At 56.5% G+C, this 12,253-nt stretch carries 11 protein-coding genes; all 11 read right to left on the bottom strand.

Going from position 1 to position 12,253, the window contains the following annotated elements:
• Positions 1-265: 265 nt before the first annotated feature.
• Positions 266-808, bottom strand: coding sequence for a D-glycero-beta-D-manno-heptose 1,7-bisphosphate 7-phosphatase (gene gmhB, locus ACB031_RS22400; RefSeq protein WP_010635852.1), 543 nt, complete (start codon positions 806-808; stop codon positions 266-268).
• 113 nt (positions 809-921) lie between these two features.
• Entirely contained in the window at positions 922-2,106 is a 1,185-nt protein-coding gene (gene tuf, locus ACB031_RS22405) for an elongation factor Tu (RefSeq protein ID WP_005306325.1), read from the bottom strand.
• 54 nt (positions 2,107-2,160) lie between these two features.
• Complete coding sequence (gene fusA / locus ACB031_RS22410; RefSeq protein ID WP_005306261.1) at positions 2,161-4,266, bottom strand: elongation factor G; 2,106 nt, start codon at positions 4,264-4,266, stop codon at positions 2,161-2,163.
• A gap of 75 nt (positions 4,267-4,341) precedes the next feature.
• On the bottom strand, positions 4,342-4,812 hold the full coding sequence (gene rpsG / locus ACB031_RS22415; RefSeq protein ID WP_005306266.1) for a 30S ribosomal protein S7: 471 nt from the start codon (positions 4,810-4,812) through the stop codon (positions 4,342-4,344).
• A 93-nt stretch (positions 4,813-4,905) separates the two neighbouring features.
• On the bottom strand, positions 4,906-5,280 hold the full coding sequence (rpsL, locus tag ACB031_RS22420; RefSeq protein ID WP_005306278.1) for a 30S ribosomal protein S12: 375 nt from the start codon (positions 5,278-5,280) through the stop codon (positions 4,906-4,908).
• Between the two features lie 183 nt (positions 5,281-5,463).
• Positions 5,464-5,742, bottom strand: a complete 279-nt coding sequence (gene tusB, locus ACB031_RS22425) for a sulfurtransferase complex subunit TusB (protein ID WP_019840192.1) — start codon at positions 5,740-5,742, stop codon at positions 5,464-5,466.
• A gap of 7 nt (positions 5,743-5,749) precedes the next feature.
• A complete protein-coding gene (gene tusC, locus ACB031_RS22430; RefSeq protein ID WP_025202535.1) occupies positions 5,750-6,106 on the bottom strand; it encodes a sulfurtransferase complex subunit TusC in 357 nt (118 codons plus the stop codon).
• Between the two features lie 8 nt (positions 6,107-6,114).
• The gene (tusD, locus tag ACB031_RS22435) at positions 6,115-6,507 is read right to left on the bottom strand and encodes a sulfurtransferase complex subunit TusD (protein WP_017765117.1); all 393 of its coding nucleotides are present in this window, start codon (positions 6,505-6,507) and stop codon (positions 6,115-6,117) included.
• A gap of 86 nt (positions 6,508-6,593) precedes the next feature.
• Positions 6,594-6,974: a RidA family protein gene (locus ACB031_RS22440; RefSeq protein WP_005306289.1), complete on the bottom strand. Its 381-nt coding sequence runs from the start codon at positions 6,972-6,974 to the stop codon at positions 6,594-6,596.
• Positions 6,975-6,999: 25 nt separating this feature from the next.
• Positions 7,000-7,716, bottom strand: coding sequence for a transcriptional regulator (locus ACB031_RS22445; protein WP_010635848.1), 717 nt, complete (start codon positions 7,714-7,716; stop codon positions 7,000-7,002).
• A gap of 197 nt (positions 7,717-7,913) precedes the next feature.
• Positions 7,914-12,218 (bottom strand): DNA-directed RNA polymerase subunit beta', encoded by a 4,305-nt coding sequence (rpoC, locus tag ACB031_RS22450; protein WP_005306298.1) that lies wholly within the window; start codon positions 12,216-12,218, stop codon positions 7,914-7,916.
• Between the last annotated feature and the right edge of the window lie 35 nt (positions 12,219-12,253).

The raw sequence follows: 12,253 nt of genomic DNA on the forward strand, positions 1-12,253 counted from the left end.
ATTGCTTGATTCAAATTGTTAAAGAGCGACGCAGCTTTTTGCTGCTGCGGGAGTGGCATTCTACTCAACCGCTTTCTCGAGTCAAGCCTTATTTTCAAAGGCTTTTCGAGGTTACCGACCTGGTTGTTTGCGTTGCCGCTTGCCGTGTCGATGGAGGCGCATTATAGGGAGTGAATTCGTTCTGGCAAGAGGATTATTGCAAAAAGATGGCTTTCATCGCTCAACCGCTCACAAAGCCACCAAAAAGCATCTTAATCCAGCGAAATCAGCCTGCGACAGGCGCAGCAACGGCAAAATCATGCAGGTTGTCGTAGATGGCATCGGCCAGCTCAATCCCCGCATCAGTAATCGGCTTGCCCGTTCTGACCATGACCTTGTGACCGACCTTGGCATTGATGGCGGCTTTCAGGTCAGAAGGTTTGTCACCCACCATATAAGAGCGGCTCATATCGATACCGAGCTCCCGCTGGGCAAGCAGCAGCATACCCGGTTCGGGTTTGCGACAGTCGCAGGGAGCACCGTGGTCCGGATGATGGGGGCAGAAATAGATGCCATCGAGATCCACATCGCGATCGGCAAGGGACCAATCCATCCACTCGGTCAGGTTCATGAAGTCATCTTCAGTGAAGTAACCACGGGCAATGCCGGATTGGTTGGTCACCACGACCAGCAAATAGCCCTTTTTCTTCAGCAATTGCATGGCCTCAATCACCCCGGGCAGAAAATGGAAGTCATCAACCTGGCTGACATAACCCGTGTCCTTGTTGATGACACCATCGCGATCCAGAAAAATGGCGGGTTTACTCACAGCAGCTACCTCTATAGATGATTTCGCAAAAGTATCTCACAGGCCATTTAAAGCCCCAAAAGTAAAAGGGGTGGCCGAAGCCACCCCTTTCATGTGTGCATATAAAGTATCGATTAAGCGATAACTTTAGCTACAACACCAGCACCTACGGTACGACCACCTTCACGGATGGCGAAACGCAGGCCGTCGTCCATCGCGATCGGCGCAATCAGGGTAACAACCATCTTGATGTTGTCGCCCGGCATTACCATCTCTACGCCTTCCGGCAGTTCGATGGTACCGGTCACGTCGGTAGTACGGAAGTAGAACTGCGGACGGTAGCCTTTGAAGAACGGGGTGTGACGACCACCTTCTTCTTTGGACAGCACGTACACTTCAGATTCGAACTTGGTGTGCGGCTTGATGGTGCCCGGCTTGGCCAGTACCTGACCACGCTCTACGTCTTCACGCTTCACGCCACGCAGCAGCGCGCCAACGTTCTCACCTGCACGACCTTCGTCCAGCAGTTTGCGGAACATTTCAACGCCGGTACAGGTGGTCTTGGTGGTATCTTTGATACCAACGATTTCCACTTCTTCACCAACTTTAACGATACCGCGCTCTACACGACCGGTTACTACGGTACCACGGCCTGCGATGGAGAATACGTCTTCGATCGGCATCAGGAACGGCTGGTCAATTGCGCGCTCCGGCTCCGGAATGTAGGTGTCCAGGTGGCCAGCCAGTTCCAGGATCTTCTCTTCCCACTGAGCTTCGCCTTCCAGCGCTTTCAGTGCGGAACCACGTACTACCGGCAGGTCATCACCCGGGAAGTCGTACTCGGACAGCAGTTCGCGAACTTCCATCTCGACCAGTTCCAGCAGCTCTTCGTCATCTACCATGTCGCACTTGTTCATGAACACGATGATGTACGGAACGCCTACCTGACGACCCAGCAGGATGTGCTCACGAGTCTGCGGCATCGGGCCGTCAGTCGCTGCTACTACCAGGATCGCGCCGTCCATCTGGGCAGCACCGGTGATCATGTTTTTAACGTAGTCGGCGTGACCCGGGCAGTCTACGTGGGCGTAGTGACGGGTAGCGGTGTCGTATTCTACGTGGGAGGTGTTGATGGTGATACCACGCTCACGCTCTTCCGGCGCCTTGTCGATCTGGTCGAAGGCGAAAGCTTTACCACCGAAGTGCTTGGCCAGCACGTTGGTGATGGCGGCGGTCAGGGTGGTTTTACCGTGGTCAACGTGGCCGATGGTGCCGACGTTTACGTGCGGTTTATTACGCTCAAATTTTTCTTTAGACACGACGTAGTCCTTCTAGGTTAAACCCGCCTACCGTCGTAGGCGGGGAATCTTAAATTACTTGGATTTGCGCTCTTCGATCACGGCCTGGGCGACGTTGGTCGGGGCATCGTGATACTTGGCGAATTCCATGGCGTAGGAAGCACGACCCTGGGTAGCAGAACGCAGGGAGGTAGCGTAACCGAACATTTCGGCCAGCGGCACCAGAGCACGTACGATCTTGCCGGACGGGCCATCTTCCATGCCTTCGATCAGGCCGCGACGACGGTTCAGGTCACCGATAACGTCGCCCATGTAGTCTTCCGGAGTCTCGACTTCGACCTTCATGATCGGCTCGAGCAGTACCGGGTTGGCCTTCATGAAGCCAGCCTTGAACGCCAGAGAAGCAGCGATCTTGAACGCCAGTTCGGAAGAGTCGACATCGTGGTAAGAACCGAAGTGCAGACGCACGCCCAGATCCATTACCGGATAGCCTGCCAGCGGGCCGGACTTCAGCTGCTCGCGGATACCCTTGTCAACACCCGGGATGAATTCGCCCGGAATGACGCCACCCTTGATGTCATTGACGAACTCGTAGGCTTTGCCTTCTTCCAGCGGGTACATGTCGATAACGACGTGACCGTACTGACCACGACCACCGGACTGCTTGGCGTGCTTACCTTCGATATCCTTGACGGTGTTACGAATGGTTTCACGGTAGGCAACCTGCGGCTTACCTACGTTCGCTTCTACCTTGAACTCGCGACGCATACGGTCAACGATGATGTCCAGGTGCAGCTCACCCATACCGGCGATGATGGTTTGACCAGACTCTTCGTCGGTCCATACGCGGAAGGACGGATCTTCCTGAGCCAGACGGCCCAGAGCCAGACCCATCTTCTCCTGGTCGGCCTTGGATTTCGGCTCAACGGCGATGGAGATTACCGGCTCCGGGAATTCCATACGCTCCAGGATGATCGGTGCGTTCTCGTCACACAGGGTATCACCGGTGGTGACGTCCTTCAGGCCGATGGCAGCAGCGATGTCGCCTGCGCGAACTTCTTTGATCTCTTCACGCTTGTTGGCGTGCATCTGAACGATACGGCCAAAACGCTCGCGCTTCTCTTTAACGGAGTTCAGCACGGAGTCACCGGAGTTAACCACACCTGAGTAAACGCGGAAGAAGGTCAGGTTGCCCACGAACGGGTCGGTAGCAATCTTGAACGCCAGAGCAGAGAACGGCTCGTCATCGGAAGCGTGACGCTCGTCTTTGGTCTCGCCATCCAGCTTCAGACCGTCGATCGCAGCAACGTCGGTCGGCGCTGGCAGATACTCGATCACGGCATCCAGCATGGCCTGTACGCCCTTGTTCTTGAACGCGGAGCCACAGGTAACCAGGATGATTTCGTTGTTCAGAACGCGCTGACGAAGAGCTTTCTTGATCTCTTCCTCGGTCAGTTCTTCACCACCCAGGTATTTTTCCATCAGGTCTTCAGACGCTTCAGCAGCGGCTTCAACCAGGTTCATGCGCATTTCTTGCGCCTGTTCCAGCAGCTCGGCCGGCACGTCTTCGTAATCGAAGGAAACGCCCTGGTCAGCTTCGCTCCAGTTGATGGCTTTCATCTTGACCAGATCGATAACGCCCTTGAAGTTCTCTTCTGAACCGATGTTCAGTTGCAGCGGAACCGGGTTACCTTTCAGACGGGTCTTGATGTGCTCAACGCAGCGCAGGAAGTTGGCACCGGTACGGTCCATCTTGTTGACGAACGCGATACGGGGAACCTTGTACTTGTTAGCCTGACGCCATACGGTCTCAGACTGGGGCTGTACGCCACCTACGGCACAGTACACCATCACGGCGCCATCCAGAACACGCATGGAGCGCTCTACTTCGATAGTAAAGTCAACGTGGCCCGGGGTATCGATGATGTTGATACGGTGCGGTTGGAACTGTTTACCCATACCGGACCAGAAAGCGGTGGTCGCGGCGGAGGTGATGGTGATACCACGCTCTTGTTCCTGTTCCATCCAGTCCATGGTGGCAGCGCCATCGTGAACTTCACCGATCTTGTGACTTACACCGGTGTAAAACAGAACGCGCTCGGTAGTAGTAGTCTTACCGGCGTCGATGTGAGCGGAGATACCGATATTACGATAACGCTCAATGGGGGTTGTACGAGCCATTGTCATCCTCTTACTAGGGCACTTGTCCCCAGATAATTGAAGGTGCGCAGAGCCAAAAGACCCTGCGCAAGCGGATTACCAGCGGAAGTGAGCGAAGGCCTTGTTCGCTTCAGCCATACGGTGAACGTCTTCACGTTTCTTGACAGACGAACCCTTATTGTCAGCGGCATCCAGCAGCTCGCCAGCCAAACGCTGAGCCATTGATTTTTCACCACGTTTACGAGCGGCATCAACCAACCAGCGCATTGCCAGGGCATTGCGACGAACCGGACGAACTTCTACCGGTACCTGATAGGTTGCACCACCGACACGACGAGATTTAACCTCGACGGCCGGACGAATGTTGTCCAGGGCTTCTTCGAATACGGCCAGGTGCTCTTTGCCAGTCTTGGTGGCAATGATGTCCAGCGCGCCATATACGATGGCTTCGGAAACAGATTTCTTACCGTCAACCATTACTACGTTGACGAATTTAGCCAGCAGCTCTGATCCGAACTTGGGATCCGGCAGGATTTTACGCTGACCAACAACACGACGTCTTGGCATTTCAAATTCTCCGTAACTTCAGGGGTTACCCAAAACTAGAAAGTTATCTAACTAGAAACGAATTAACGTTTGGCCTTACTTAACGGAGAACCATTAAGCTTTCGGACGCTTCACGCCGTACTTGGAGCGAGCCTGCTTACGGTCTTTAACACCGGCACAGTCCAACGCACCACGAACGGTGTGGTAACGAACACCTGGCAAGTCTTTTACACGACCGCCACGGATCAGAACAACAGAGTGCTCTTGCAGGTTGTGACCTTCACCACCGATGTAGGAGGTGACTTCGAAGCCGTTGGTCAGACGTACACGGCACACTTTACGCAGTGCAGAGTTAGGCTTCTTCGGGGTGGTGGTGTATACACGAGTGCACACGCCACGCTTCTGAGGGCACGCTTCCAGCGCCGGCACGTTGCTTTTCACAACGAGCTTGATGCGTGGCTTGCGAACCAACTGGTTAATAGTTGCCATCAAAAGGCTCCTGATAATGACTTCATAAACATGTGAAAAATCCTCCCCGCAGATACGGGGACGCGAAATTTTATGCCCTGTTGTCAAGGGAGTCAAGATTTATACAATCCGTGTCGGGAAAGGCACGGCAGAATGTGTGTAAAGGCACGGTAAGTTACTGAAATTATTTTATAAAAACAGTTTCTAGCCACCCCAGGTCTGCGGCGAGCCTTTTTCGGCGATCAGCGCGACCAGGCCGGCCATCTCCAGATCCATCCCGATCCGTGACTGCAACCCCCTCGCCTGCAGGTCCTCCCGCATCACATAGAGCGGCACGCCTGTCAGCCGCTCGCTCCACAACGGGGCAGTTGCCGCGACGACGGCGTCCTGCATCAGCACCAACACATCGTCCGGCTGGCGATAGGCCAGTGCCTGCTCCAGCTCCTGGCTCTGGAACGGAGACGTCAATATCAGCTGTATCATGACTACCTCAAAAACAGATGTGGGTGCTGCAGTCGCCCCACTGGCGACGAATGTCGGATCGGGAGAGACCGGTCACCGGGATCAGCAGATCCTCGGGGGTCAGCCCCCGTTCCGCCAGCGAGTCGGTACACACATAGACCTCCTCGATGTCGTAGAGCTCGAGCATCTTGAAGGTCGGCGCATAATGACGCTGCAAGATGGCCTGTGGCTGCTGGTCCTTGAGCAGTTGCAGCACGCCGTCCTCAATGAGAAACAGCGCCAGCGACTCCGTCATGGCAGACGTTGCCAGCAGGGCGTCGAGACCTTCCCGGCCAGCCGCAGTACCATGAGGCCCGCGCCGGCAAATGAACGCAATCTTGTGCATGCTTCCCCCTAGAACTGGACAAAGCGGTCGGCGGTCAGGCTGGCTTCCGCCAGCTGACCCAACCCGCTCAGGCAAAAGGGCGCTTCCAGATTGAACTGCGCTCTGCCCATCCCCTTGGCTTCCTGCTCATCCAGCACGCCACGACGCATGGCCGCCGCCACGCACACGTCGATACGGATCCCCTGCTGGATGGCGAGCTCGCGCCACAGGGCGACCAGGTTGCTCTCATCAGAGGCGGGAGCATGCAGACCGTTGCCGTTGCAGACCCCATCCTGATAGAAAAACAGGTGAGACAGTCGATGACCCTGTTCGATGACACTCAGGGCAAAGCGATAGGCCGTACTGGCCGACTGGGTACCATAGGCCGGCCCCGTCACCAGCAAGGCGAAATTGAGACTCATATCCGGACTCCTGCGCATGTATCAGCCCATTCTACGCCAAATACGAAAAAGCCCCTCCTGGGAGGGGCTCTTCGTACCGCCTTGGATCAGACGTAAGCGATGGCTTCGACTTCAACCAGCACGTCCTTGGGCAGGCGCGCCACTTCCACGCAGGAGCGGGCCGGGGCCGATTCACCGAAGTAACGGGCATAAACCTGGTTGAAGGCAACAAAGTTGTTCATGTCGCTGAGGAAACAGGTGGTCTTCAGCACCTTGCTGGTGTCGGCACCCGCTGCCTTCAATACTGCAACCAGGTTCTTCATCACCTGCTCGGCCTGAGCCTCGATGCCGCCAGCCACGATCTCCATGGTGGCCGGATCGAGCGGGATCTGCCCTGAGGTGAAGACCAGCTCGCCCAGTTTGGTGGCCTGAACATATGGACCAATTGCGGCAGGAGCCTTGTCGGTTGCAATAACTTCTTTAGCCATTCTTGTCTATCCCCTTCTATGGCGCTTATTCGTTTTCGTCTTCACCCTGCTTGCGCTGTCGGATGTACAGATAAACGGTGTGTTTGGAAATATTCAGTTTGTCGGCGACCAGGTTGATCGAGTCCTTGATATCAAATATGCCCTTCTCGAACAACTGGGTCACGATAAACCTGTTTTTGGCATTGTTGGCAACGGTCGGATCGCGGTTGATTTCGTCGATGGTATTGTCCACCGTCTGGGCAACCAGCTCTTCCACACTGTTGGCAAAGGTCTCCGGCGACTGACGCTCGACTTGTTGCGGCGTCGGGAAGAATTCGGCGACAAACTCGTGAAAAGGCGCATTGATGTGCAGGTTGATGCAGATAAGGCCGATCACCTGCCTGTCGCTGTTCCTGATGGCGATGGTGCTCGACTTCATAAGGGCACCGGTGCGGCTGCGAGCAAAATAGCTCTGGGTGTAATCCTGGCCGGTATTCTCTATGTCCTTGAGCATACGCAGCGCCAGATCGGTAATGGGGGCCCCCTCATTACGTCCCGTATTGAACCCGTTGGCAATCTTGATCACGGACTCGTGCAGATTTTCCAGGGAGTGGAGCACCACTTCACAGTGCTTGCCGAACAGCTCAGCCAAGCCGTCGATAAGCCCATCGTATGAGCGCAACAATTCCCTGTCTTCGTCTGTAAAAGTGCGACCGATCAGTTGCTCTTCGGGAAGCATCACTTCCTCGATACCGACAGTCATGTTCTACCCCTGTAATACCCATTCAACTTTCCCGAGTTTTCAGTTGCGAGGGTTCAATGTCAACTTTTTTTGATTTTTTACTCCGCAACCTTGCTCTGGATCATCCGAATATCCGCGTGGCATCAGGCTTTGCCGAGAAAACAGCCAATAAAAAGGGCCCCATAAAGGGGCCCTTTTTCAATCACTGCAGCAGAAGATTACTCTTCGTCAAAGCTGCCGGCTGCGTTGAGCAGATCCGCCAGGTTTTGCTGAGCTTCATCGGCAGTCACCTGCGGTGCGGCAACGGCACGAGCGGCTGCGGCACGCTGGTTGATCCGGCTGTGGTGGTAGGCAAAGCCGGTACCAGCCGGGATCAGACGACCTACGATCACGTTCTCTTTCAGGCCACGCAGTTCGTCGCGCTTGCCGCCAACGGCAGCTTCGGTCAGAACGCGGGTGGTTTCCTGGAAGGAAGCCGCGGAGATGAAGGACTCGGTGCTCAGAGATGCCTTGGTAATACCCATCAGGATGTGACGGTAGGTGGCCGGGGTCTTGCCCTCAGCAACCAGCTTACGGTTGGCAATCTTCACGCGAGCCACTTCAACCTGTTCGCCTTCGATCAGGTCGGTGTCGCCAGCAGTCAGGATCTCGCACTTGCGCAGCATCTGACGAACGATGACTTCGATGTGCTTGTCGTTGATCTTAACGCCTTGCAGACGGTAAACGTCCTGCACTTCGTTGGCGATGTAGTTGGCGACCGGGCTGATACCGCGCAGACGCAGGATGTCGTGAGCAGACTCAGGACCGTCCGCCAGCACTTCACCCTTCTCAACTTTTTCACCTTCGAACACGTTCAGGTTACGCCACTTCGGAATCATCTCCTCGTAGACGTCGCCACCATCGGTCGGGGTGATGACCAGACGGCGTTTGCCCTTGGTCTCTTTCCCGAAGGAGATGGTACCGGAGATCTCGGCCAGGATGGCCGGCTCTTTCGGTTGACGTGCTTCGAACAGATCCGCAACGCGCGGCAGACCACCGGTGATGTCCTTGGTACCGCCGGACTCTTGCGGGATACGCGCTACCGCGTCACCCACGCCCACGTTGGCACCATCTTCCAGGTTCACGATCGCCTTGCCCGGCAGGAAGTACTGGGCGGCTACATCGGTACCCGGGATCATCACGTCCTTGCCGTTCAGGTCGACCAGTTTCACGGTCGGACGCATCTCTTTACCGGCGCTCGGACGCTCGTTGACGTCCAGCACGACGATGGAGGAGAGACCGGTCAACTCGTCGGTCTGACGAGTAATGGTCACGCCGTCGATCATGTGTTCGAAGTGCAGGCGACCCGCCACTTCGGTGATGATCGGGTGAGTGTGCGGATCCCAGTTGGCGACGGTTTCACCGGCGCTCACGGCCTGGCCATCCTTCACTTCCAGCACGGCACCGTAAGGCAGCTTGTGGCTTTCCTTGGTACGGCCCATCTCGTCCATGATGGTCAGTTCGGTAGAACGAGAGGTGATAACCAGTTTGTCATCGCTGTTGTGAACGAACTTGGCGTTCTGCAGCTTGATGCTACCGGTGTTCTTGACCTGGATGCTGCTCTCGGCAGCGGCACGGGATGCGGCACCACCGATGTGGAAGGTACGCATCGTCAGCTGGGTACCCGGTTCACCGATGGACTGGGCGGCGATAACACCGACAGCCTCACCTTTGTTAACCAGGTGACCACGGGCCAGATCACGGCCGTAGCAGTGAGCACAGTTACCGAAGTCGGTCTCACAGGTGATGGCAGAACGTACCTTCACGCGGTCGACGGAGTTGCGCTCCAGCAGGTCACACAGCTGCTCGTCGAGCAGGGTGTTGCGTGCTACCAGCACTTCGTCTTCAGTACCCGGCTTGATCACGTCATCGGCAACCACACGGCCCAGCACGCGCTCACGCAGCGGCTCGACCACGTCGCCACCCTCGATCAGCGGAGTCATCCACAGACCTTCGGTAGTGCCGCAATCGTCCTCGGTGATCACCATGTCCTGTGCCACGTCTACCAGACGACGAGTCAGGTAACCTGAGTTCGCAGTCTTCAGTGCGGTATCCGCCAGACCCTTACGAGCACCGTGAGTGGAGATGAAGTACTGCAGTACGTTCAGACCTTCGCGGAAGTTCGCCACGATCGGCGTCTCGATGATGGAGCCATCCGGCTTGGCCATCAGGCCACGCATACCGGCCAGCTGACGAATCTGGGCTGCGGAACCCCGCGCACCGGAGTCGGCCATCATGAAGATGCTGTTGAACGAGGCTTGCTCTTCTTCTTCACCCAGCGAGTTGACGTTACGCTCTTTGGACAAGTTCTCCATCATGGCCTTGGATACACGCTCGTTGGCGCTGGCCCAGATATCGATAACCTTGTTGTAACGTTCGCCCGCGGTCACCAGACCTGACAGGAACTGGTCCTGGATCTCGGCGACTTCGGCTTCGGCAGAAGCGATGATGTCCTTCTTGGCATCCGGGATGACCATGTCATCGATACCAACGGACGCACCGGACAGGGCCGCGTAGTGGAAACCGGTATACATCAGCTGGTCAGCGAAGATAACGGTGTCCTTCAGGCCCTGCTTGCGATAGCAGGTGTTCAGCAGACGAGAGATCAGCTTCTTGCCCAGCGCCTTGTTGGAGACGCACTTGATCCAGTTCTGCGGGTTGGCATCCAGATCAGCCTGTTCGGCGGCAGTCAGCACCTTCGGCTCGTCGATCAGGGCGTATTCCATGCCTTTCGGCAGGATCAGGCTCAGGATCGCACGACCAACGGTGGTGTTCTTCATCTCGGTCTTGGCAACCAGTTCACCGGCTTCGTTCTTCACGTACTCGGTGATGCGGCACTTGACGCGCGCATGCAGGTCGGCCAGGCCGGCACGGTAGACCTTCTCAGCCTCTTTCGGACCGGACAGCACCATACCTTCGCCCTTGGCGGCGATACGGGCACGGGTCATGTAGTACAGACCCAAGACCACGTCCTGAGACGGAACGATGATCGGCTCACCGGAGGCAGGCGACAGGATGTTGTTGGTGGACATCATCAGCGCGCGCGCTTCCAGCTGGGCTTCCAGGGTCAGCGGTACGTGGACCGCCATCTGGTCACCGTCGAAGTCCGCGTTATAGGCGGCACAGACGAGCGGGTGCAGCTGGATGGCCTTGCCTTCGATCAGGGTCGGCTCGAACGCCTGGATACCCAGACGGTGCAGAGTCGGTGCACGGTTCAGCAGGACCGGGTGTTCGCGGATCACTTCGTCCAGGATGTCCCAGACAACAGCTTCTTCGCGCTCAACCATCTTCTTGGCGGCCTTGATGGTGGTCGCCAGACCGCGAGTTTCCAGCTTGCCATAGATGAAGGGCTTGAACAGTTCCAGCGCCATCTTCTTCGGCAGACCGCACTGATGCAGGCGCAGGGTCGGACCTACGGTGATAACGGAACGACCGGAGTAGTCGACACGCTTACCGAGCAGGTTCTGACGGAAACGACCTTGCTTACCCTTGATCATGTCGGCCAGGGATTTCAGCGGGCGCTTGTTGGAGCCGGTGATGGCACGGCCACGACGACCGTTGTCCAGCAGGGCATCCACGGACTCTTGCAGCATGCGCTTTTCGTTGCGCACGATGATGTCCGGTGCAGCCAGATCCAGCAGACGCTTCAGACGGTTGTTACGGTTGATCACGCGACGGTACAGATCGTTCAGATCGGAGGTCGCGAAACGGCCGCCGTCCAGCGGTACCAGCGGACGCAGGTCCGGCGGCAGCACAGGCAGCACTGTCATGATCATCCACTCCGGCTTGTTGCCGGACTGCAGGAAGGCTTCCATCAGCTTCAGACGCTTGGTGGTCTTCTTGCGCTTGGTCTCGGAGTTGGTCTGATCCAGCTCTTCGCGCATGGTGCGCACTTCGCCTTCCAGATCGATGGCGCGCAGCAATGCCAGGATTGCTTCGGCACCCATCTTGGCGTCGAATTCGTCGCCCCACTCTTCCAGTGCGTCCAGGTACTGCTCTTCGGACAGCATCTGGCTGCGCTCGAGGTTGGTCATGCCAGGTTCGATCACTACATAGGATTCGAAATACAGCACGCGCTCGATGTCACGCAGGGTCATGTCCAGCAGCAGGCCGATACGGGACGGCAGGGACTTCAGGAACCAGATGTGGGCAGTCGGGCTGGCCAGCTCGATGTGGCCCATACGCTCACGACGGACCTTGGTCTGGGTCACTTCTACGCCGCACTTCTCACAGATCACACCACGGTGTTTCAGGCGCTTGTACTTGCCGCACAGACACTCGTAGTCCTTCACCGGTCCGAAGATACGGGCGCAGAACAGACCATCACGCTCCGGCTTGAAAGTCCGGTAGTTGATGGTCTCAGGCTTTTTGACCTCACCGAATGACCAGGAGCGGATCATGTCAGGAGAGGCCAGACCGATCTTGATACTGTCAAACTCTTCGGTCTTGGTCTGAGCCTTCAAAAACTTGAGTAAGTCTTTCACGTGTTTCCCCTGTCAGGAGTCTAACCTCGGCGCCC

It is taken from the genome of Aeromonas sp. S8(2024) (assembly GCF_041403085.1).
Taxonomy (GTDB): domain Bacteria; phylum Pseudomonadota; class Gammaproteobacteria; order Enterobacterales; family Aeromonadaceae; genus Aeromonas; species Aeromonas dhakensis.